Origin of the sequence: Sphingomonas sp. LC-1 (assembly GCF_025371035.1) — a bacterium.
In the GTDB taxonomy this organism is placed as follows: Bacteria; Pseudomonadota; Alphaproteobacteria; order Sphingomonadales; family Sphingomonadaceae; genus Sphingomonas; species Sphingomonas sanguinis_E.
This window is the reverse complement of the sequence record NZ_JANZXB010000001.1, coordinates 19,956-42,560: the sequence shown is the minus strand read 5'-3', so window position 1 is coordinate 42,560 and position 22,605 is coordinate 19,956. Positions and strand designations below refer to the sequence as shown.

Annotated in this window: 20 protein-coding genes; 6 read left to right on the top strand and 14 right to left on the bottom strand. The window is 64.9% G+C overall.

Annotated elements, in window-relative coordinates; all coding sequences use genetic code 11:
- Positions 1–18 precede the first annotated feature (18 nt).
- Genes NZL82_RS00225 through NZL82_RS00215 form a run of 3 tightly spaced genes read right to left on the bottom strand, consistent with a single transcriptional unit; the run spans position 19 to position 1,925 of the window.
- Positions 19–654, bottom strand: coding sequence for a L,D-transpeptidase family protein (locus tag NZL82_RS00225; RefSeq protein ID WP_261267771.1), 636 nt, complete (start codon positions 652–654; stop codon positions 19–21).
- Between the two features lie 35 nt (positions 655–689).
- Positions 690–1,631 carry a CDF family Co(II)/Ni(II) efflux transporter DmeF gene (dmeF, locus tag NZL82_RS00220; protein WP_261267770.1) on the bottom strand — a complete coding sequence of 314 codons (942 nt, stop codon included), beginning with the start codon at positions 1,629–1,631 and terminating at the stop codon, positions 690–692.
- 18 nt (positions 1,632–1,649) lie between these two features.
- Positions 1,650–1,925, bottom strand: coding sequence for a metal/formaldehyde-sensitive transcriptional repressor (locus tag NZL82_RS00215; protein ID WP_261267769.1), 276 nt, complete (start codon positions 1,923–1,925; stop codon positions 1,650–1,652).
- Between the two features lie 108 nt (positions 1,926–2,033).
- Between NZL82_RS00215 and NZL82_RS00210 the strand changes: the two genes are divergently transcribed.
- Complete coding sequence (locus tag NZL82_RS00210; protein WP_261267768.1) at positions 2,034–2,897, top strand: PEP-CTERM sorting domain-containing protein; 864 nt, start codon at positions 2,034–2,036, stop codon at positions 2,895–2,897.
- Here NZL82_RS00210 and NZL82_RS00205 read toward each other — a convergent pair.
- The 4 genes from NZL82_RS00205 to hppD all read right to left on the bottom strand — a co-directional run bounded on the left by NZL82_RS00205 (position 2,887) and on the right by hppD (position 6,317).
- Positions 2,887–3,246: a Rieske (2Fe-2S) protein gene (locus tag NZL82_RS00205; protein WP_261267767.1), complete on the bottom strand. Its 360-nt coding sequence runs from the start codon at positions 3,244–3,246 to the stop codon at positions 2,887–2,889. The two genes, NZL82_RS00210 and NZL82_RS00205, sit on opposite strands and share 11 nt — an antisense overlap.
- Positions 3,243–3,875 (bottom strand): maleylacetoacetate isomerase, encoded by a 633-nt coding sequence (gene maiA / locus NZL82_RS00200; protein ID WP_261267766.1) that lies wholly within the window; start codon positions 3,873–3,875, stop codon positions 3,243–3,245. Before maiA ends, NZL82_RS00205 begins: the two co-directional genes overlap by 4 nt.
- Positions 3,872–5,146 (bottom strand): homogentisate 1,2-dioxygenase, encoded by a 1,275-nt coding sequence (hmgA, locus tag NZL82_RS00195; RefSeq protein ID WP_261267765.1) that lies wholly within the window; start codon positions 5,144–5,146, stop codon positions 3,872–3,874. Before hmgA ends, maiA begins: the two co-directional genes overlap by 4 nt.
- A 106-nt stretch (positions 5,147–5,252) precedes the next feature.
- On the bottom strand, positions 5,253–6,317 hold the full coding sequence (hppD, locus tag NZL82_RS00190) for a 4-hydroxyphenylpyruvate dioxygenase (RefSeq protein ID WP_261267764.1): 1,065 nt from the start codon (positions 6,315–6,317) through the stop codon (positions 5,253–5,255).
- A 63-nt stretch (positions 6,318–6,380) separates the two neighbouring features.
- Here hppD and NZL82_RS00185 point away from each other — a divergent pair, with 63 nt between their 5' ends.
- Positions 6,381–6,833, top strand: a complete 453-nt coding sequence (locus NZL82_RS00185) for a MarR family winged helix-turn-helix transcriptional regulator (RefSeq protein WP_261267763.1) — start codon at positions 6,381–6,383, stop codon at positions 6,831–6,833.
- On the opposite strand, the gene NZL82_RS00180 is transcribed toward NZL82_RS00185, so the two are convergent.
- From NZL82_RS00180 to NZL82_RS00165, 4 genes are read right to left on the bottom strand one after another with little or no spacing between them, the layout of a single operon-like run.
- A complete protein-coding gene (locus NZL82_RS00180; protein WP_261267762.1) occupies positions 6,834–7,844 on the bottom strand; it encodes a glycosyltransferase family 4 protein in 1,011 nt (336 codons plus the stop codon). It lies immediately after the preceding gene.
- Complete coding sequence (locus tag NZL82_RS00175) at positions 7,841–9,436, bottom strand: alpha-amylase family glycosyl hydrolase (RefSeq protein ID WP_261267761.1); 1,596 nt, start codon at positions 9,434–9,436, stop codon at positions 7,841–7,843. Before NZL82_RS00175 ends, NZL82_RS00180 begins: the two co-directional genes overlap by 4 nt.
- Positions 9,433–10,548: a glycosidase gene (locus tag NZL82_RS00170; RefSeq protein ID WP_261267760.1), complete on the bottom strand. Its 1,116-nt coding sequence runs from the start codon at positions 10,546–10,548 to the stop codon at positions 9,433–9,435. The genes NZL82_RS00175 and NZL82_RS00170 overlap by 4 nt, the downstream gene beginning before the upstream one ends.
- Before the next feature lie 38 nt (positions 10,549–10,586).
- On the bottom strand, positions 10,587–11,219 hold the full coding sequence (locus NZL82_RS00165) for a TetR/AcrR family transcriptional regulator (protein ID WP_261267759.1): 633 nt from the start codon (positions 11,217–11,219) through the stop codon (positions 10,587–10,589).
- Positions 11,220–11,384: 165 nt separating this feature from the next.
- Here NZL82_RS00165 and NZL82_RS00160 point away from each other — a divergent pair, with 165 nt between their 5' ends.
- The 4 genes from NZL82_RS00160 (at position 11,385) to mtnP (ending at position 18,233) form a co-directional block, all read left to right on the top strand.
- On the top strand, positions 11,385–12,539 hold the full coding sequence (locus NZL82_RS00160) for an efflux RND transporter periplasmic adaptor subunit (RefSeq protein WP_261267758.1): 1,155 nt from the start codon (positions 11,385–11,387) through the stop codon (positions 12,537–12,539).
- Positions 12,540–12,558: 19 nt separating this feature from the next.
- Positions 12,559–15,777: a multidrug efflux RND transporter permease subunit gene (locus NZL82_RS00155; protein WP_261267757.1), complete on the top strand. Its 3,219-nt coding sequence runs from the start codon at positions 12,559–12,561 to the stop codon at positions 15,775–15,777.
- Positions 15,770–17,239: an efflux transporter outer membrane subunit gene (locus NZL82_RS00150; protein WP_261267756.1), complete on the top strand. Its 1,470-nt coding sequence runs from the start codon at positions 15,770–15,772 to the stop codon at positions 17,237–17,239. The genes NZL82_RS00155 and NZL82_RS00150 overlap by 8 nt, the downstream gene beginning before the upstream one ends.
- 115 nt (positions 17,240–17,354) lie before the next feature.
- Complete coding sequence (mtnP, locus tag NZL82_RS00145) at positions 17,355–18,233, top strand: S-methyl-5'-thioadenosine phosphorylase (RefSeq protein ID WP_261267755.1); 879 nt, start codon at positions 17,355–17,357, stop codon at positions 18,231–18,233.
- Positions 18,234–18,236: 3 nt separating this feature from the next.
- On the opposite strand, the gene NZL82_RS00140 is transcribed toward mtnP, so the two are convergent.
- The 3 genes from NZL82_RS00140 to NZL82_RS00130 form a co-directional block, all read right to left on the bottom strand.
- The gene (locus tag NZL82_RS00140) at positions 18,237–19,529 is read right to left on the bottom strand and encodes an MFS transporter (protein ID WP_261267754.1); all 1,293 of its coding nucleotides are present in this window, start codon (positions 19,527–19,529) and stop codon (positions 18,237–18,239) included.
- 37 nt (positions 19,530–19,566) lie between these two features.
- Positions 19,567–21,057 (bottom strand): alginate export family protein, encoded by a 1,491-nt coding sequence (locus NZL82_RS00135; protein ID WP_261267753.1) that lies wholly within the window; start codon positions 21,055–21,057, stop codon positions 19,567–19,569.
- A 104-nt stretch (positions 21,058–21,161) separates the two neighbouring features.
- Positions 21,162–22,484 (bottom strand): dicarboxylate/amino acid:cation symporter, encoded by a 1,323-nt coding sequence (locus tag NZL82_RS00130; protein ID WP_261268222.1) that lies wholly within the window; start codon positions 22,482–22,484, stop codon positions 21,162–21,164.
- Between the last annotated feature and the right edge of the window lie 121 nt (positions 22,485–22,605).

Below are 22,605 nucleotides of genomic sequence, written 5' to 3'. Positions count from 1 at the left end.
CCGGCCGCCTCGCCATCGTCAGCCGACGATGCTCTGTCCCATTTCCAGCCGTTTGCCGTTGGTGACGATGACCCGGTCGCCCAGGCGGGTCGCGGCGAATAGCTTGCGCGCGAAGCCCAGCGGTACGCCGATACATCCATGGGTGGCGTTGCCATAGCGGACGTCGCTGGCATGGATGGCGACCCCGTCGTTGGTCAGCCGCAACATATAGGGCATCGCCGCGTCATAGAGGTTGGAGACGTGATCGGCATCTTTCTGAAGGATCGGAAAGACGCCCAGCGGCGTCGGCATATTGTCCGCGCCATAGATCATCGCCGCCGTCCCGATCTCATACCCGTCGCGGAAGATCGACACGACCTGGGCCGCCAGATCGACGGTGATGACGATTGGCCCCTGCGGTGCGCCGCTTTCGTCCCAGACATAATCGCCATGATGCAGCGGCTTGGTCAGCGGCAGGATGTGCCGGACGACGAAGGGCGTCGGGATCGGGGTGGGCGCGGGGGAGGGCGCGGGTGGCGTCGGCGAGGGTGCGGCCCTTGGCGGTTGTGCGCGGTCAATGGCCGTGTCCTGTCGCCCGGCATGGCGCGACAACATCACGCCGCCTCCCACTGCGCCGATAAGGATGGCGCCCGCCAGAAGTTGCAAGGCTCGCATGACCAGCCTCTTAACGTTCCGCGCTGAACGAAGGGTTAGCGCACTTCGATCGTGACATGGCCAAGCGCGCTCATCCCGTCGAGCCGCTGGTGGACGCTGGCGCTGCTGGGAACATGGCCCAGGCCCTCGACCGCCAGGACCACGGCATGCGCCGTCGGCCCGATCCGCCAGATGTGGAAGTCATGGATGCGCAGGTCGCCCGGTCCCTCGACGCGGTTTCGGACCTCGCTTGCCAGCACGGGGTCGGCGGCGTCGAGCAGCACCGACGAAGCCTGCCGCATCAGCCCCACCGACCAGTTGGCGATGACGACCGCACCAAGCAGCCCCACGGCAGGATCGAGCCAAAGCCAGCCCAGATAGCGTCCCGCCACCAGCGCGAGGATCGCCATCACGGAGGTCAGCGCATCGGCCAGCACATGAATATAGGCGGCGCGCATATTGGTATCACCGCCATGGCGATCATGCCTATGGTCGTGGCCGTGATGATGGTCGTGCGCATGACCATGATGATGACCATGGTCATGCGCATGGCTATGCCCGTGTCCACCGCCCAGCATCCAGGCACTGATCAGGTTGATGAGCAGGCCCAGCACGGCAACCAAGATCGCATCGCCGAACGCCACAGGATGCGGATCGCCGAGCCGAACGATCGACTCATAGGCGATGCCGAGCGACACCAGCCCCAGCACCATCGCCGACCCGAACCCGGCCAGTTCCCCGACCTTGCCGGTGCCCCAGCTATAGCGCGGATTGGCGACGTGCCGCTTGGCATAGGAATAGGCGATGGCCGCAATCCCCAGCGCCCCGACATGGGTCGCCATGTGGAAGCCGTCGGCGAGGAGCGCCATCGATCCGGTCAGATATCCGGCGATGATCTCGCCCACCATCATTCCGGCGGAGAGCCAGACCACCAACCGAGTGCGGCGCGCATTTTCGTCATGGGCATGGCCCAGATAATCATGGCTATGGGTGATCACGAATTCGTCCTTCGGGGATCAACGGAAATGGCGGCGGAGCAGCTTGGCGAGTTCGGTCGCCGCGGCATTGCGTTCCGCATCGCTTTGGCCAGGCGCGGCGACATGGGCGTGGAGGTGATCCTCGACCAGTTCGTCCATCAGGCCGGCCACCGCACCGCGCACCGCCGCAACAAGGTGCAGCGTCTCGGCGCAATCGGCATTCGCGCCGACCGAACGCTCGATCGCGGCGACCTGCCCCGCGATACGCCGGACCCGCGCGATGATCTTTTCCTTGCTGGTGGTGACGTGCGCCATAATGGATAGGGGTATAGGGTATATTCCTATGGCCGACAAGAGGCGGCTTGCCTGCCCCGGTTCGCTTGGGGCACATGGCGGCCACAAGGCGATTAGGGGAAAGATGGGATGCGGACGGCACTAAGCTGGATCGGAATGGGTTTGGCGCTGACGATGGCGGCGCCCGCCAGCGCCGAGTCGATCCTGTTCGTGGGGAACAGCTTCACCTTCGGCGCGAATTCGCCGGTCATGCGCTATCGCCCCGATCTGGTCCGCGATCTCAATCGTGAGGGGATTGGCGGCGTGCCCGCCTTGTTCAAGACTTTCGCCGAGGAAGCGGGGCAGGACTGGACCGTCAGCCTCGAGACCGCTGGCGGTCGCGACCTGGCCTATCATTACGAGCAGAAGCGGCGCGAGATCGATGCGCGGTGGGATGTGGTCATCCTTCAGGGGTATAGCACCCTGGACGCGCAGCGCCCTGGCGACCCGGCCCGTCACGCCGAGGCGGCCGGGCTGATCGCGGCCATGCTGCGCCGGGCTAATCCGAATGTCCGGGTAGAGCTGGTGTCGACCTGGAGCCGCGCCGACCTGACCTATCGGTCGCCCAGCCCGTGGCGGGGCAAGCCGATCGCCGCCATGGCCGAGGATCTGGCGGCGGCGAATGTCGGGGCGGTGCGCCGCTTTCCCGAGATTTCGGGCACTATCCCGGTGGGGCAGGCATGGAACCGCGCCTGGGCGGAGCGGGTCGCCGATCCCAATCCCTATGACGGCATCGCCTTCGGTCAGGTCGATCTGTGGACCTGGGACCAGTATCACGCCAGCGCGGCGGGATATTATCTGGAGGCGCTGGTGATCTTCGGGAAGGTGACCGGCTTCGACGTGCGGCGGCTGGGCGAACAGGAGCGGGCGGCACGCGACCTGGGGCTGGACCCCCAGCTCGTTCGGCGATTGCAGGCGATCGCGCATGCCGAGGTGACGAACGTCACGCCGTGACGACGGCCCCGTCGCATATGGTGACGGGCCATGGGGTAAGAAGCTGACCCATGCAGGGGCCCCCCAGGCACGCGCCGTCTTCCACCGCGAAGATTGCGCCGTGCCAGGAGCAGGTGATCCGTTTGCCATCGGGGGTCAGATAGCCGTCGAGCACCTGCGCGAGGGGCAATCCCATATGCGGGCACCGGTCGACATAGCCATACACGTCATCACCACGCCGCACGACGAACCCATGAAAACGCCCCGCCCGCATTAACAGAACGAAGTTGCGCGCCGCCCCATCGGCGATGGTCTCAAGCGGGCCCAGCGTGATGCCGGGCGGGGTCACGGTCAGCCTTTGGTCGCTCACCCCGCGTCTCCCTGCGCCTCGGGCGCCGCTTCGGGCACAAGTCGGCGCAATTGTGCCGCAACGGCGGTCAGGCGGGGATAGGGGGACAGGTCCATCGCGAAACGCTCGGCATTATAGATTTGCGGCAGAAGGATGCAGTCCGCCAGGGTCGGCGTATCGCCATAGGCATAGCCTGCGCCGTGACGCGCGATCAGCGTCTCCAGTGCCGCGAAGCCCTGCTCCACCCAATGCGCCATCCAGCGGCGGATGGCGTCTTCGTCCGCGCCCATTTCCGTCCGCAACATCGTCAGCACGCGCAGATTGTTGATCGGATGAATGTCGCAGGCGATGATCGCCATCATGGCCCGAACCATGGCCCGCCCGGCGGCATCGCCGGGGAGCAGTCGCGGATCCGGATAGCGTTCCTCGAGCCATTCGAGGATGGCGGGGCTCTGGATCAGGACGCCATCGGGGCCTTCGAGCACGGGGACGAGGCCCTGGGGTTGCAGCGCGCGAAACGCATCCGTCCGCTGCTCACCCGTCCGGAGGTCGTGCGCGATACCGGCATAGGGCAGCCCCTTCAGCGCCAGCGCCAGGCGCACGCGATAGGCGGCGCTCGACCGCCAATAACCATGGAGCGTCAGGCTCATGGCAATCGCGCCTTGGGGAAGTCCTTCCACACCGCGTCATAGTCGAGTTGCGCATGGGCCAGCGCGTGCGTGGTCGGGCGATAGGGCCAGCAGCTTTCGACCATGAAGGCCATGGTCCCCTCGATCCGGTGCGGTTTCAACTCGGCGGCGCTCGCCGCCTGCCAACTGGCATGATCGGGGCCGTGGCCCGCCATTAGATTGTGGAGCGACAGGCCGCCGGGTCGAAAGCCTTCGGCCTTGGCGTCATAGGCGCCGGTGATCAGCCCCATGGCTTCCGACATGACGTTGCGGTGGAACCAGGGCGGGCGGAACGTATCCTCCGCCACCATCCAGCGGGGCGGGAACAGGACCAGGTCGGCATTGGCGCGGCCGGGCACGTCGCTGGGCGAGGTCAACAGGGTGAAGATCGACGGATCGGGATGATCGAAGCTGACCGTGTTGATCGTGTTGAAACGCGACAGGTCGTAACGCCACGGTGCCAGATTGCCGTGCCACGCCACCACGTCGAGCGGGCTGTGGTCGAGCGTCATCGTCCAGAGCGAGCCGAGGAACTTCTGCACGACGGGCGTGGGCTCGTCACGATCCTCGAACCACGCGACCGGCGTCTCGAAGTCGCGGGAATTGCCCAGCCCGTTCGCGCCGATCGGCCCCAGATCGGGCAGGCGAAACAGGCTGCCATGATTTTCGGCGACATAGCCCGCCGCTTCGCCATCGGGCAATTCCACCCGGAAGCGAACGCCGCGGGGCACCAGCGCGATCTGGCCCGGCGCGATGTCGAGGCGACCCAATTCGGTCAGGATGGTCAGCCGACCCGCCTGGGGCAGGAACACCAGTTCGCCGTCCGCGTCGACGAACACCCGATCCATGTCGCGGTTGCAGGCATAGACATGCACCGCCACGCCTTCCAGATCGGCCGGATCGCGATTGGCGAGCATCGTCGTCATCCCGTCGATCCAGTCCGTCCCCACCTGCGGCATCGCCATCGGGTCCCAGCGCAAGCGGTTGGGGGGCAGGGGCGCGCCACTGGTTCCGGGGGCGAAGCGCGGGGCACCGTCATAGGGGCGATAGGGCGGGTGCTCGGCGGTGGGGCGCAGGCGATAGAGCCAGGATCGGCGATTCTCGTGGCGCGGCGCGGTGAAGGCGGTGCCGGATAGCTGTTCGGCGTAAAGGCCATAGGCCGGGCGCTGCGGCGCGTTGCGACCGATGGGGAGGGCGCCGGGGACTGCTTCGGTCGCGACATGGTTGCCGAAGCCGGGGATGTAGGACGTCATCATGTCTCTCCTCTCCACGACAGGCCGGCGCGTCGGACGGGATCGCCCCTGTCCTGCGCACCGGCCGGGCGGGCTTGCGCATCGTCGCGTGCGCATCGGTCGACGCCTATGCGTCGACCTGGATCACGCCGCGCCGGATCTGGTCCAGCTCGATGCTTTCGAACAACGCCTGGAAATTGCCGTTGCCGAAGCCCTCATTGCCCTTGCGCTGAATGATCTCGAAAAAGATCGGGCCGACCATATTTTCGGTAAAAATCTGGAGCAGAATGCCCTCGTCATTCTCCACCGACCCGTCGATCAGGATACGATTGCGCTTCAGCCGGTCCAGGTCCTCGCCATGGTTGGGCACCCGCTTGTCGACCAGTTCATAATAGGTCTCAATCGTGTCCTGAAGCCGGACGCCGTTGGCGCGCAGCTTTTCGACCGTTTCGTAGATATTGTCGGTGGTCAGCGCGAGATGCTGGATGCCTTCGCCATTATATTCGCGAATGAACTCCTCGATCTGGCTCTTCTCGTCCTGGCTTTCGTTCAGGGGAATACGGATCGCCTTGTCGGGGGCGATCATGGCCTGGCTGAACAGGCCCGTCGCCTTGCCCTTGATATCGAAATACTTCTGCTCCTCGAACCCGAACAGTTTGGAGTAGAAGCCCGACCAGGTCCGCATTTCGCCGCGCCGGACATTGTGGGTCAGGTGATCGAGCAGATCGAGCCCGACATTCTTCTCGGCTTCCGCCTGCTGCCATCCGCTGATCTCGTTCCAATCGGCGAACAGGTCGCTGCCTGCCTCGACGAGGTAGAGATAGCTGCCGCCAATCCCCTCGATCGCCTTGGCGTCGGGGGTCAGGCATCCGCGCGACGCATCGACCGGCACCGCACCGCCGCGCACCGCATGGTCGAAGGCTTTGGCGGGATCGGCCACGTAAAAGCCCATGCCGCTGGCCGAGGGGCCATGCTCCGCACGGAAATCGGCGGCCTGTCCACCCCCCTGCGTGTTCAGCAACAGCGTGATCCGCCCCTGCTTGTAGCGGGTGATCGCCTTGGTCGGATGACGATGGGTGGGCACGAAGCCCATCATGTCGAATTGGCGCGCCAGCATATCGGGCTCTGGGGTGGTGAATTCGCAGAAAGCGAAGCCGTCCAGCCCCAGCGGATTGTTCGGGGTGGTTGCCATGACGTCCAACTCCTGATCCAGTATCGTGAGAAACTAGATCGCAGAACGGAGAATTGGTGTCAAATGTTACGATCTCGCGAATTGCGGCTGGACGCCTTTCTCCCCTATCGCCTGTCGATCACCTCGAACCTCGTCAGCGACCATATCGCCAGCGCCTATCAACAGCTTTTCGGGCTGACGATCCCTGAGTGGCGGCTGATCGCCATCGTGGCGGAGGAGGGCGGGGTCGCCCAGTCGAGGGTGTGCGAGCGGAGCCGGATGGACAAGGTCACGGTTTCACGCGCCGCCATCGCCATGGTCGGGCGCGGGTTGCTGGAGCGCACGGCGCATGACGGCGACCGGCGATCGCATTTGCTGGTCCTGACCGACGCCGGACGCACGCTCTACGCCGATGTCGCGCCCAAGGCATTGGAACTGGAGGCGCAACTCTTCGCCGGATTCGAACCCGAGGAACTGGACCGTTTCGTCACGATGCTCCAGCGGATCGACGCGATCGCGCTGTCGCTGCGCGGCTGACTATCGGCCTAGAATGGAGCGATACAGCGCCAGATAGCGATCGGCCATTCGATCGACCGAGAAGCGGGTCGCGGCGATATTTCGGCATGCGGCGCGGTCGATCGTGTCGATCCGTGCCAGCGCCGCGACGGCCTCGTCCACGGTGTCGACCAGAAAGCCGTTCACCCCGTCTTCGATCAGCTCCGGCATCGATCCGCGCCGGATCGCGATCACCGGCGTGCCGCAGGCCATGGCCTCCACCACCGACAGGCCGAACGGCTCGTCGAAATTGATGAGATGGAGCAAGGCCCTGGCCTGGCCCAGCGCGGCGACACGGTCCGCGCCACCGACGGGCCCGCGATAGACGATCCGATCGCCATCGACATGCGGCGCGACCTCTCGCTCCCAATAGCCTTGATCCTGGACGATCCCGGCCATGACCAGCCTCCGGCCGGTGGCCTGCGCCACCGCGATTGCCTCCGCAGCACCCTTGTCTGGGTGGATGCGCCCGAAGAAGAGCAGGTCGTCGCTGCCCGCCGGGTCGAACGGGAAATCCTCGATCGGAATGCCGTGATGGATGGTCTCGGCATAGCGAAGGCGCGGATGGCGATCGGCGTCGGATATGGCGACATAGTGAACCCGATCCTGATAGGGTTCGTACATCGGGACGATCCGCTCGGACGAAAAGCCGTGGATCGTCGTGACCATCGGCGTATCGATCAGCCCGGCAAAGGCGTGGGCAGGAAAATCCGCCTGGTTGTGGATTAGGTCGAACTCATCCGCCCGCTCGAACACGGCCGCGAGGTGGCGCATTTCCCAGACCTTCGCATCGATGCTCGGATCTTCCGAATAGGGCGCGGGCACTGGCCCGGCGAGCGTCGCGCGGGTCACGCTGTCCTGCGTTGCGAACAGCGTCACATCGACACCACGTTCGACCAATGCCTCGGTCAACAGGCTCGTCACCAACTCCCAGGGACCATAGGCGCGCGGCGGGGTGCGCCACGCGATCGGGGCGATCATCGCGATTTTCATGCGGGATTGTCGACTTTCAGGATCAGCCCCTCATCGGGGCGAAGCAGGGCAGGGCTGGTATCCGGCAGCGGGCCGGGCAGGGTGGAAAGCAGGGGACGCCCATGCGGCAGATCGACGGCAGCAGGCTCGTGACCGAGATTGAGTGCGATTACGAAGCGCGCGCCATCCTGCTCACGCTCATAGGCCAGGACAGGGCCTGTCGCCTCGATCAGCCGGATCGAACCCGTAGCCAGCGAGGGAGTAACGCGGCGCAGCGCAAGTAGTTCGCGGTGCAGCGCGAGCATCGAGCCAGGCTCCGCCAACTCGGTCGCCACGTTGCGATGCTGCCAGTCCTGCCCCAGCGGAAGCCAGGGTTCGCCATTGGTAAACCCGCCATTCGCGCTGTCGTCCCACGGCATCGGCGTGCGAACCGGATCGCGGCCAAGCCCCAGTCCCGGTTCGCGCAGTTCGCGGGGATCACGGACCCGGTCGGCAGGAATGTCGCCATTTTCCATGCCGAGTTCGTCGCCATAATAAAGCGTCGGCGTGCCCCGCAGCGTCATGAGCAGCATCGCCGCGACCCGCGCCTGGCCCGCGCCGCGCTTGGTGGCGCTACGGGGGCGGTCATGGTTGCCCAGCACCCAATTGGGCCAGCCGCCGGGGGGCAGGGCGGCTTCATATTCGGCGATCATGCGCGCCAGATGGCGTGCATCCCAGGGCGCGTCGATCAACTGGAAGTTGAAGGGCAGATGCACCCCTTCGCCCGCCTGCCCATAATAGCGCATCAGCCGTTCGACAGGCAGGTAGATTTCGCCGATCAGGACGCGGTCATCCCCCTCGCGGCTGAACGCGTCCGCAATGGCGCGCATGTCGGCGGCAATGTCGTGCACTTCGGGCTGGTCGGTGGAGTGGAGCTGGAACACCCGGTTCATCTCGCCGGTCGCCGGGTCCCAGTCTGGGTTGAGCGGATTGTCGGGAAAGTCGGCGTGTTTGACGATATGCCACAGCACGTCGATCCGGAACCCGTCGACCCCGCGCGCGAACCAGAAGCGGAGCACGTCGAGCATCGCCGTGCGCACCTCCGGGTTGCGCCAATTGAGATCGGGCTGCTGCTTTAGAAAGGCGTGGTAATAATATTGGCCGGTCTCGGCGTCCCAAGTCCAGGCGGGGCCCCCGAAATCGCTGATCCAGTTGTTAGGTGGCCCACCATCGGGAGCGGGATCGCGCCATATATACCAGTCCCGCTTGGGGTTATCGCGCGAGGATCGGCTCTCGACGAACCAGGGGTGCTGGTCGGAGCTGTGATTGGGCACGAAATCCAGCAGCAGCTTCAATCCGCGGGCATGCGCCGATGCGAGCAGGGAGTCGAAGTCCGCAAGGCTTCCGAACCGCGGATCGACCCCACAATAACCTGCGACATCGTATCCAAAATCGGCCATAGGTGAAGGAAAAATAGGCGAAAGCCAGATCGCGTCGATGCCCAGTTCGACCAGATAGTCGAGCCGCGCCTCGATCCCGCGCAGGTCGCCAATCCCGTCGCCATCGCTATCCTGAAAGGACCAGGGGTAAATCTGGTAGAGGACGGCGGACTGCCACCAGGGGCGCGCCGTCATGCGAAGACGCTCTTGGGCAGGCGGGTCATGCGACAGGCCAGGTCGGCTTCCCCGCTGGCGACCAGATAATGGTCGCCCATGTCGACGATGCCCGTCGAGAAGACGACCGGAGTCGGCAGATACATTTGATGCGCGATCGAGGCGGTCAGGCCGGGGTCGGCCTCCAGAACCGGGCGATCATCTTCCAGCCGCAAGATACGGGTGGGATCGTCCCTGTCGAACAAGGCCCAAAAGCTGCGATAGATACCGACCGACTCGCGCCGCTCGACGCCGTGATACAAGGTGAGCCAGCCCTGCTCGGTCAGGATCGGCGGCGTGCCCCCGCCGACCTTCATAGCGGAGGTCGATGTCTTGCGGGCACGGATGCCGGGCGCCTCGACCGGCTTCCAATGCAGGGCATCGGGCGAGGTCGCGAAATTGATCGACGGGCCGCCGACAAAGGGGCTGTCATCCGGATAGGCGAAATAGACTTCGCCCAGCGGCCGGGTCAGCGCCATGAACCGCCCATCGATCAGCCCTTCGAAGAACAGCATGTCCTTGTTCTGATGGTCGAGGATGATTCCTGCCAGCCGATAGTCCAGACCATTGTCGGAGATGTGAAGCGTGGTCGAATGCCGCTCCGCCGATACCGAACAACTGGTCATGTACCAGCGGTCCCCGACGCAACTGATCCGGGCGTCCTCGACCCCGTAATCCTGATAGGTGGCGGCGGGTTCGATCGCCTTGTCGTAATGGACCGCGACGATCCGCATTCCGGCCGGGGTGAGTTCGACCGGCAACAGCCAGGATAGCGAGGTGAGCGCCAGGATACGATGCGCGCTGCCCCGGATGGCGAATTGCCGGGGATCGGTCATATCGACGGCGTCCAGCGGGTAACGGTCGAGCACATAACCCGCCGCTGTCCAGCGGATCGCGCGGACATGGGCGCCATCGACGGGCTGGCTCAATGCCTCCGCGACACGGACCATCAGCAACAAATTGCCATTGGCCAGCCGGGTCATCCCCGGATTGAACGCGCCCAGCACATAGGTGGGCTCGGCTATCCCGCGCCGCAGCGGGGATCGCGAAAGATCGACATCATCGGGGCGAAAGATCAGCAAGTCGTCGGCCATGGGCCCGCCAACGTCCGCGCCGCCTGTCGCGTTCCCGCTCAAGCCGCCGTGGCGACCTTGAGGAACACCGACCAGCGATGCTCGAAGAAGGCGGCGGGATCCAATCCGCCGAACGGATCGGGCAGGGAGAACTGCATGCGGCGGCTGGGGCCGTCGAGCATGTCGGTCAGCAGGTTGAACAGGCTGAGCGGGGTTTCATCCTGTCGCAACGCGCCAGCCTGTTGCGCGTCGCGCATGCAGGCGATCAACGGGTCGGAAATGATCCGGTCCCAGGTGGCGAAGCGCTCGCGCAACTCGTCCGAGAAGACCGCCTCGGATGTCAGAAATGCCATGAACCGAATCGATTCCGGCTCGACACAGAAAAAGAAAAATCGCCGGGCCGCGGTATGCAGCCGCTCCAGCGGATCGGGATCGCTGGCGACATCCAGTACGGCACGGCTCAACCGTTCCAGATCTCGACTGACCACCGCATCCAGCAACGCCATCTTGCCGGCATAGCGACGATAGATGGTGTGCTTGCTGACCCCGACGGACAGGGCGATCTCCTCCATCGAGGTGCCCTCGATCCCGCGACAGCAAAACGCCGCCCGCGCGCCGGTCAGGATAATATCGTCAATATGCTGGGCCTGCTCTCGCGTCGGGCGTCCAGCGGTCCGTTTGATCGTGGCCATGATCCCCTCTCTGCGACCAGTCGCGGCATAGGTCAAATTTTATTGCACCCTATCGTTGCTTTTTTGCAGGTGCGAGGTACAGGGAATATGAATGACTTAAACGTCATCAGGTTCAGGGGGTTTTACCGGGTGTTCAAATTTTCCGGCTTCGGGTCGTCTTTGGCGATGGCTTTTGCGCTCGCGGCGTGCGGGCAAGGGGATCAGCAGCAACCGGCCGCGCCCCCGCCACCGGTCGTCGCCGCCATCACGGTTCATGCGGGCGCCGTCCCCAATGTCATCGAACTACCCGGCCGGATCGAGGCGATTCGCACCGCCGAGGTGCGCGCGCGGACCGATGGCATCGTCGAGGCGCGACTGTATCGCGAAGGCTCCGACGTCGCCGAGGGGCAGCCGCTGTTCCGCATCGACCAGCGCGACTATCGCGCGCAAGTCGTCCAGGCGCAGGCGACGCTGGCCCGCGCCCAGGCCGCGCGCGCCAATGCCGCGTCGATCGTGCGTCGCTATCAGCCGCTGGTCGCCGAACGGGCGGTCAGCGCGCAGGAATTCGATGCCGCCCAGTCGGAGCTGCGACAGGCTGACGCCAGCGTCGCCGATGCCCGCGCAGCCTTGTCGCGGGCACAGTTGCAGTTGAGCTATACCATCGTCCGCGCACCCATTGCGGGCCGGGTGGGCCGTGCGCAGGTGACCGAAGGTGCGCTGGTCAGCGCGACCCAGGCGACGCCGCTGACGCAGGTCGACCAGATGTCGCCTATCTACGCCGTCTTCACCCAGTCGAGCGCGGCGTTGAGCGCGTTGATCCAGCAGGCGCGCTCGGGCGGGCTGGCGCTGCCCGACCTGTCGCATATCACCGTGCGCCTGACGCTGGAGGACGGTCGCGAATATGGGCCGACGGGGCAGCTCGACTTTGCCGGACAGACGGTCGATCCGACGACGGGCAGCCAGCAGCTGCGTGCGCGCTTCCCCAATCAGAACCGCATGTTGTTGCCGGGGCAGTTCGTGCGCGCGCATGTCAATGCCGGGACGATCCGCAACGGCATCTCGGTGCCGCAGCGGGCGGTCCAGCTGAGCAACCAAGCCGCGTCGGTGATGGTGGTCGACGGATCGGGTACGGTTCAGTCCCGCCCGGTGACGCTGGGCGGACAGGTCGGCAGCAATTGGGTGATCCTGTCGGGTCTGAAGCCCGGCGAAAAGGTCGTGACCGAGGGGTGGCAGAAGGTGCAGCCGGGCCAGAAGGTCCGCATCCAGCCACCCGAGCCACAGGCCGGTCAACAGGCGCAGGGACAGGGGCAACCGGGCGGTCAGCCCGTCACGGCCCGCTGATCGCCGGAGTCACATCATCATGAACCGCTTTTTCGTCTATCACCCGGTTTTCGCCTGGGTGATCGCGCTCTTCATCGCGCTGTTCGGCGTGATCGCGCTGCGTCTATTGCCGATCGAGAATTACCCGTCGGTCGCGCCGCCCGCGCTCAACCTGGCGATCAGCTATAACGGCGCCGATGCCGAGGTGATGGACCGGTCGGTGACCGCCGTCATCGAAAAGGAACTGAACGGCGTCGACAACTTCCTCTACATGGCGTCGACCAGCCGATCGAACGGCACTGCGCAGATTACCGTTACCTTCAAGCCCGGCACCGACCTGGACGTTGCGCGCACGCAGGTTCAGGATCGGCTAAGCCGCGCCGAGCCGCGCTTGCCCCAGGAGGTTCGCGCGCTGGGCATCCAGGTGACCGAGGGCTCGGCGGGCTTCTTGGAGGTTATCACGCTCAGTTCGAAGTCGGGCAAGACGAGCCCGGTCGAAATGGGCAATTTCGCCGAGAATAATATCCGCAACGAACTGCGGCGTATCGACGGCGTCGGCGACGTGCAGCTATTCGGTTCGCCCTATGCGATGCGGATCTGGCTCGATCCGCAGAAGCTGGCGGGCTACAGCCTGTCCGCGTCGGAAGCGCTCGCGGCGGTGCAGGAGCAGAACAGCCAGACGGCAGGCGGCTCGATCGGCGCGCAGCCGATCACCCGCACCGCCGAGTTCACCGCGCAGATCATTACCCAGAACCGCTTCGCCACGCCGGAGCAGTTCCGCCAGATCATCATCCGCGCCAATCCTGATGGGTCGGCGATCCGGCTGGGCGATGTCGCGCGGGTCGAACTGGGCAAGGACAATTATGGTTTCCGCCTGACCCTGAACGGCAAGGAGACGGTCGGTCTGGCGGTCCAGCTCGCGAGCGGCGCCAACGCGCTGGCAACGGCGGACGCGGTCGCGGCGCGGATGAAGGAACTGCAATCCAGCTTCCCCGCCGATGTGACGTGGAGCGTGCCCTTCACCACCACCCCGTTCATCACCGCCTCGGTCGATAGTGTGATCCATACGCTGGTCGAGGCGATGATCCTCGTCTTCCTGGTGATGTTCCTGTTCCTTCAGAACTGGCGCGCAACGCTGATCCCCGCGATCGTCGTGCCGATCGCGCTGGGCGGTGCCTGTATCGGACTGCTGGCCTTCGGCTTCTCGATCAATACCCTGTCGCTGTTCGGCATGGTCGTGGCGATCGGCATCCTGGTCGACGACGCGATCGTGGTCGTCGAAAATGTCGAGCGTATCATGTCCGAGGAGGGGCTGAGTCCCCGCCGCGCGACCGTGAAGGCGATGGGGCAGATCACCGGTGCGATCATCGGCATCACGCTGGTGCTGGTCGCCGTGTTCATCCCCATGGCGTTCTTTCCCGGATCGACGGGGGGCATCTATCGCCAATTCTCGGTGACGCTGGCGGTGTCGATCTTCTTCTCGGCGGTCCTCGCGCTGACCCTGACGCCCGCCTTGTGCGCGACCTTGCTGAAGCAGGAAGATGCGCATCTGGAGGATCGCCCCGAGCCGAAGCCCGGCATTCGGGGCCTGCCGCAACGCTTCTTCAACGGGTTCAACGACCGTTTCCGCCGGGGAACGGATAAATATAGCGGCGGCGTCAAGCGGATGATGGCGCGCCCGGTCCGTTGGCTGGCGGTGTTCGCGGTGGTCGTCGTCATCACCGGCCTGATGTTCACCCGTATTCCCGGTGGCTTCCTGCCGACCGAGGACCAAGGCTATATCTTCGTGTCCTATGACGCTGCGCCCGGCGCGACGCTGGAACGGACCGGCGAGGCGATCACCAAGGTCGAGAAGTTCCTCCATGCCCAGCCGCAGGTGTCGGACATCGTGTCGGTCGCCGGGTTCAATTTCTTCGGTCAGGGCCAGGCGGCGGGCATCTCGTTCGTCAATCTCAAGCCCTGGCACGATCGCAAGGGGACGGAGAATAATTCCACTACCTTGGTCGGCAAGACGATGGGCTTCGTCCAGTCGATCCCCGAAGCGACCATCTTCGCGCTCGACCCGCCGCCGATCCAGGCGCTGGGCAATGCGACCGGCTTTTCGATGAAGATCGAGGATCGCTCCGGTCTGGGCGAAGCCGCGCTGCAACAGGCGCAGGGGGCGATCCTGGCCAAGGCGTCGCAGAACAAGGCGCTGATGGGCGTTCGTCCCGAAGGGCTGGGCCCCGCGCCGCAGCTCTATGTCGACATCGATCGCATTCAGGCCCGCGCGCTGGGCCTCCAGATCGCGGACGTAAACCAGACGCTATCGATCGCGTTCGGTTCGGCCTATGCTAACGACTTCGTCGGCGAAGGCAATGTCTTGCGCGTCTATCTTCAGGCCGATGCGCCGCAGCGCATGTCACCCGAGGACGTGCTGGCGCTTCGTGTCCGCAATGCGCAGGGCAACATGGTGCCCTTCTCGGCCTTCACGAAGGTTCGCTGGCAGAACGGCCCGCAGCAGTTGGAGCGGTATAACGGTTATCCGTCGCTTACCGTCTCGGGCATGGCGGCACAGGGCCAGTCGACCGGCACGGCCCTGAAGGAAATGGAAAAGATCGCGCGGGAGGTGATGCCGGCGGGCATGAGCTTCGAATGGACCGGCACCGCCTATGAAGAGCAACAGGCGGGCGGCCAGATCGGCCTCTTGCTCGGCCTGTCGCTGGTCGTCGTGTTCCTGCTGCTCGCGGCGCTGTACGAAAGCTGGGCGATCCCGCTCGCGGTGTTGCTGGTGGTGCCGTTCGGCGTGCTGGGTGCGGTGCTGATGACCATCTTCCGGGGCTTCTCGGCGGACGTGTATTTCAACGTCGGTCTCATCACGATCATCGGTCTGGCCGCCAAGAACGCCATCCTGATCGTCGAATTCGCGATCGAGGATCAGGAGGCGGGCCGCACCCCCTTCGAGGCGACGGTCGAGGCCGCACGCCAGCGACTGCGCCCCATCCTGATGACCAGCCTTGCCTTCATCCTGGGCATGGTGCCGCTGTTCATCGCGACGGGTGCCGGTGCGGCCAGCCGCCGTGCTGTGGGCACTGGCGTGATGGGCGGCATGATCGCGGCCACCGCATTCGGCATCTTCTTCACTCCGGTCTTCTACATTGCCGCCAAGAAGTGGCTGGCGCGCGAAAACGACCATGAGGCCGAAGATGCAGAGGAAGAAGCGCGGCAGCGCGAGGCGAATGAACGAAGGGGCGACGAGGAGGGCCCGGCCCATGCGTAAGTCGTTCCCCCGCGTCGCTGCCGCCCTGGCGCTGACGAGCGCGCTGTCGGGTTGTAACCTGGCACCGCAATATCGTCAGCCTATCGCACCCGTCTCCGCCACCTATCCCGATGCCGGGACCGGCAGCCGCACGGCGGCGGAGATCGGTTGGCGCGAGTTCTTCGCCGACGAACAACTCAAGGCCTATATCGCCGCCGCGCTGACCAATAACCGCGATCTCGCCCAGGCGGTGGCCCGGGTGGAGCAGGCGCGCGCGCAATATCGCATTCAGGACGCGCAACGCCTGCCGGCGCTCGATGCGCAGGCCGGGGCGTCGCGGACACGGGTTCCCCTCAATTCGCTGGGCCTCGGCAATGCGATTCCGGGTGCGGGCGATTCCGAGAGCCCGACCTCGATCACCTACAACCAGTTCTCGCTGGGGGCCCGCGTCTCCAGCTTCGAACTGGATTTCTGGGGTCGGGTCCGCAATCTCGCGGAGGTGCAGCGGCGGCAGTTTCTGGCGACGGTGGAGGCCGAGCGCGCCTTCCGCCTGTCTCTGGTCGGCCAGGTCGCCGCGACCTATCTTCAAATTCGCGCTGCCGAAGAACAGATTGCGCTGGCCGAACGCACCGTGGCCAGCCGCCGCGAAGGGCTGGGCATCGCCAAGCGGCGCATGGATGCGGGCGTGACCTCCAGCGTCGATTACGATCAGGCGGCGGCTCTGCTGACCCAGGCCGAAACGCAACTGGCCGAGCTTCGCCGGACGGTGGCGCAATCGCAGAATCTGCTGACGGTGCTGGTCGGCGGCCCGATCACGAACGCGCTTCCTGCCGGACGGCGCCTGGGCGATCAGAACCAGTTTGCCGCGATCGAACCCGGTCTCCCTTCGGCGCTTTTGGTCAACCGGCCCGATGTGCTTCAGGCCGAGCAGCAATTGCTCGCCGCCAATGCCAATATCGGCGCGGCGCGCGCGGCATTCCTGCCCAGCATTTCGCTGACCGGTCTGGCGGGCTTCGTATCGCCCGCGCTGAGCAGCCTGATCGACGGCAATTCGCAGCAATATCAGGTTCAGGGGGCCGCGCTGCTGCCCATCTTCGACTGGGGCCGCCGCAACGCCCAGTTGCGGTTGAGCCGCGCGCAGGCCGAGGAACTGACCGCCGCCTATCAGCGAACCGTTCAGGGCGCTTTCCGCGAGGTGGCGGACGCCCTGGTCGCCCGTCGTCGCTATGCCGAGCAGATCGAGGCCCAGACCCGCGCCGTCGAGGCTCAGCGCCGCCTGGCCCGCACGGCGCGGCTTCGCTACACCAATGGCATCGCCATCTATCTCGAAGTGCTGGACGCGGAGCGCAATCTGTTCTCCGCCGAACAGCAATTGCTGACCCTGCGCAGCGCCGCGCTCCAGAACGACGTGACGCTCTATGTCGCGCTGGGCGGCGGCCTTCGCGAAACGGGTTCGGCAACCACGGTTCCGACGGCCGGCTAAATCCCCCCCTCCCTGGTCGGCCTGTTGGAGAAGGGGCGTGGCGGGCAACCGTTCACGCCCCTTTGCTTTGCGGGGCGAAGGGCCTAACCGACGCCCGGTGGAACAGGAGCACGATATGACGGGCTGGACGATCGGGATCATCGGCGGCTCAGGCTTTTATGCGATCGACATGATGGAGGATGTCGAGCCTTTGGTCGTCGACACGCCTTGGGGCGCGCCGTCCGACACGCTGGTCCGGGGGCGGATCGGGGCGGTGCGGTTCGTCTTCCTACCACGCCATGGTCGCGGACACCGGCTGTCGCCGACCGAGGTCAATGCGCGCGCCAATATCCATGCGTTGAAGCTGGCGGGCTGTACCGATGTGCTGGCGATCTCCGCTATCGGATCGTTGCGCGAAGAACTGCCGCCGGGCCATTTCGTCGCGGTGGACCAGTTCATCGACCGGACGGTGCACCGGGATACCAGCTTCTTCGGAGCGGGGCTGGTCGCTCATGTCTCTATGGCGGACCCGGTCTGCCCGCGCCTGTCCGGCCTTGCGGCCACTGCGGCGGAGCGGGCAGGGGCGTCGGTCGCGCATGGCGGCACCTATCTGGCGATGGAGGGGCCGCAATTCTCGACGCGGGCGGAAAGCCATCTCTATCGTCAATGGGGCGCGGACGTGATCGGCATGACCGCCATGCCCGAGGCCAAACTCGCACGCGAGGCGGAGCTGCCCTACGCCCTGATCGGCATGGTGACCGACTATGATTGCTGGCGCGAGGGCGAGGCGCATGTCGAGGTGGATGCGGTGCTGGCGCAACTATCGGCCAATGCTGCGACCGCCCGCGCGCTGGTGGTGGAACTCGCGCGCCTGCTGCCCGAGGGGCGGACGCCGTCGCCGATCGACACCGTGCTCGATCAGGCGCTGATCACCCATGTCTCCCATATGGATCGGGCCAAGGTGGAAAGCCTTGGCCCGATCGTATCGCGGGTCCTGGCCGCGCGGGGTGGGTGAGGATCAGTCCTCGACGATCTGGCTGTTCTTGCCGGTATCGCGCATCCGCAGATAGACGATGAGCGAGATGCCGATCATCGCGGTGACGTACCAGTAGAAGCCCTGTTCGAAGCCCCATTTCTTGAACAGCAGGGCGACCGACTCCGCCGTGCCGCCGAAGATGGTGTTGGCCAGCGCATAGGGCAGGGCGACGCCCAGCGCCCGGATATGGGCCGGGAACAGTTCCGCCTTCACCACCGCGTTGATCGAGGTGTAGCCGGTCACGATGATCAGCGCCGCCATCACCAGCGCGCCCGCCACCATCGGATCACGCGTCGTCTCCAGCGTCGAGAAGATCGGATAGGTGAACAGCACGCCCGCAATGCCGAACGCGACCATCAACGGCTTGCGACCGATCCGGTCCGACAGGCCGCCCGCCACCGGCTGCAGGAGCATGAAGACGAACAGGGTGACGGCGTTGATCTGGCTCGCCACCTCGCGGCTGAAGCCGCTGGTGTTGACCAGGAACTTCTGCATGTAGATCGAATAGGCATAGAAGGCGAGCGTACCCCCGGCGGTCAGCAGCATGACCGTCATCGTTTCCCTGGGATGCTTGGTGAAGAGCTGGATCAGCCCCGATTGCGGCTGCCCCTCCTTCTTGACGTTCTCGAAGCTCTTGGTCTCCGACAGGCCGCGCCGAATGTAGAAGACGACGACCGCCAGCACCGCGCCTAGTGCGAAGGGGATGCGCCAGCCCCATTCGTCGAGCGCCGCCTCGCTCAACGTCGATTGCAGGATCAGCAGCACGCAGATCGCCAGCAACTGGCCGGAGATCAGCGTGACATATTGAAAGGACGAGAAGAAACCGCGTCGATCCTTGCCAGCCATCTCCGATAGATAGGTCGCGCTGGCGCCATATTCGCCGCCGACCGACAGACCCTGCATCAGACGCGCGATGACCAGCAGCGCGGGCGCGGCAATGCCGATGCTGCCATAGCCAGGCGTGACCGCGATGATCAGCGATCCCATGCACATCAGCGTGACCGACAGGCTGAGACCCGCCTTACGCCCCTTGCGATCGGCATAGATGCCCATCACCCATGCGCCCACCGGTCGCATGACGAAGCCGACCGCGAACACCGCCGCGGCGCTCAACAACTGCGCCGTGCGGTTCTCGGACGGAAAGAAGTGCGGCGCGAAATAGAGGGTGAAGGCCGAGTAGACATACCAGTCGAACCACTCGACCAGATTGCCGGTCGATCCGCCGATGATGGACTTCAGCCTCTGCCGTCCCGGATCGGTCGTGCTGTTCGACATGATGCTCTCCCTTATGTTCGTGTCGATGGTGAAGGACTTAGAAGCGGAAGCTGAGCCAGCCCGCCCAGAAGTCGGAACTCTTCAGATTGGCGCGGTCCAGCACCTCGCCCGCCCGGAAATGCTCGTAGCGTCCGGTGAAGGACAGGCGCGGTGTGATGGTCCATACCGCCTGCAAACGCGCGACCTCGCCGATTTTCTTCCCGCGCACATTCTGCGTACCCGGCCACGCCGCGCCGCTGGCACGGTAGACCGCGTCGAACTCGTCGGGCCGCCAGGCAAAGCCATATTCGGTCGCGAGCCGCACGCCCTTCAACGGGGTAAAGGTGAAATTTGGCGCGGCGTACAGCAGGTTGGTCGGCGTCAGGAAGAGGCCATAGCTGTAATAGATATTGTTGCCGAACAGGCCGCTGGTGGTGTTCAGGTCACCGCTGCGGTCATAGGTGCCCCCGCCCGACCCATAGTCGACATGGAAGCCCACACGCGGCGCGTCCGGCTTCTTGCCCAGGCGATAGGTCTGCGCGATGAAAGCCTGCCAGGCGGAGATGTCGCGATTGCCGAACGTCCCGCGCTGATTGTTGAGGGTCCAGTCGATATTGACCGGCCCGGCATCGCCATAGGCGTGCAGGCCGAGGAAATACCGTTCCTCCGGCGCGATCACGCCGCCCCAAGTCGCGCGGCGATTGCGCAGCCGCCAGATGAAGGGATCGAGAAACAGCTTCGAGCCGCCGAACAATTTGGGCGACAGGCGAAAGCCGAAGGTGGCGCCGGTGAACCGGACATCGGGATTGGTCTTGTCGTCGCTGATGCCGCCGAAGCCGTAATTGACGTAATTCAGGTCGAACAGGTCGACGCGGGCATTCTTGCCCCGCGCATAGGCGCGCACCCCGTCGAGCACGAAATAAAGCGTATTGTTGTCACGACCGACCGTCAGAAGCTGCGGCCCGTCGAAAAATTCCTGGCGTCCCGCACGAACGCCCACGTCCAACCCCAGGGCCTTGCCCTTCACCTCTGCAAAAAGCTGCTGCACGGTCAGTTGGTTGCGCAGATTGCCGGCCGGTGAGCCCAGGTTGATGCCCTGCAGTTCGGCCCGGCCCAGTTCGCCGAAGACGCGGAAATGATCGCCCAGATGGACGTCGGCGCCACCGACGATGCGGGCAATATCCTGCCGCTGCTGCTCGACCTCGCGCAGATTGGGGTTGGTGGTCAGGTTCACCCGCGTCCGCAACTCGCCCGAGAAGGTGATATAGGATTTGCCATCCTGGGTCAGCTTCACGCATTTGAGCGCGTCGATGGGATCGTCGCGCTTGGCCGGATCGCATAATTTGCGCCAGTCCTCCGCCCAGCGAGACTGGTTATAGCCACCGACCGTATTGCCATCGCCCGCCGCCGTGCTGGGATAGGCGGTGCTGGCCGGGCTTGCAGGTTCGGCGGCGGCCTTTGGCGTGGCGGTTTGGGCCTGGGCTGGCGCGGCGAGCGGCGCCATCACGGCTATGACGGCCGTTCCAGCGAGCCCAAAAAACTTCTTCATAACAATCCCCTCAATCGGACCGATCTGTCATACAGTCGGTCTTCTTTCGCATCCGTGTAGACGGCCGATCCAGCCGACCGGGATCGGCTGGATCAGGATGCGTGTCAGGCCAGTACCGCCTGAGCCGCCGGAAGGGCGGGCTTCTTCTCCAGTGCCGCGTCCAGTGCGTCCTTGTCCAGCGCGCCTTCCCAGCGAGCGACGACGACGGTGGCGACCGCGTTGCCGATGAAGTTGGTCAGGCTGCGACATTCCGACATGAACCGGTCGATGCCCAGGATCAGCGCCATGCCCGCCAGCGGCACGGTCGGCACGATCGACAGGGTGGCGGCCAGCGTGATGAAGCCCGCACCGGTGACGCCCGCCGCGCCCTTCGAGCTGAGCATCGCGACCAGCAGCAGCATCAACTGCTGACCCAGCGTCAGGTCTACGCCGCACGCCTGCGCGATGAACAGCGCCGCCAGCGTCATATAGATGTTGGTACCGTCCAGGTTGAACGAATAGCCCGTCGGCACGACCAGGCCGACCACCGACTTTTCGCAACCGGCCTTCTCCATCTTCTGCAGCAGGCTGGGCAGCGCCGCCTCTGAGGACGAGGTGCCGAGGACGAGCAGCAGCTCGGCCTTGAGATAACGGATCAGCTTCAGGACCGAAAAGCCGTTGAGGCGGGCGATGGTGCCCAGCACGACCACGACGAACAGGATCGAGGTGAGGTAGAAGGTTGCCACCAGCGCGCCGAGGCTGACCAGGCTGCCTACGCCATACTTACCGATGGTGAAGGCGATGGCACCGAACGCACCGATGGGCGCGGCGCGCATCAGGATGCCGACGAGACGGAAAACGACGATGCTCAGCCGCTCCAGGCTGTTCAGCAGCGGCTTGGCGGGTTCGCCGACCAGCGCCATGGCGATGCCGAACAGGATCGCCACCATCAGCACCTGCAGGATGTTACCCTGGGTGAAGGCGCTGACCAAGGTGTCGGGAATGATGCCCAGCAGGAAGCCGGTGATGGTCGTGTCATGCGCCTTGGCGGCATATTCGGTGACCGACCCGGCGTTTAGCGTGGCGGGGTCGACATTCATGCCCGCACCCGGCTGAACGACATTGGCGACGATCAGGCCGACGATCAGCGCCAGGGTGGAGACGCTGATGAAGTAGAAGAAAGCCTTGCCCGCGACCCGACCGACCGAGCCGAGCTCGCGCATCCCGGCAATGCCGGTGACCACCGTCAGGAAGATGACGGGGGCGATGATCATCTTCACCAGCTTGATGAAGCCGTCACCCAGCGGTTTCAGCGCCTCGCCGAAGCTGGGCCAGAAATGTCCGATGATCGCACCCAGCGCGATGGCGAACAGAACCTGTACGTAGAGATGGGACCAGACGCGGGCCCGCTTGGGGGCCTCCGCGACGGCATAATCCTGAGCGATCATCGCTTTCGTCATCCTCTGCAAAAATGGGCTCCGGGCGCGGTGGGCCACGCTCCGAGTTGGCAACAGTGTGCGGGCAAGCGCCCGGGAATCCAAATCTCCTTAGAGCATGCATAAGACATTG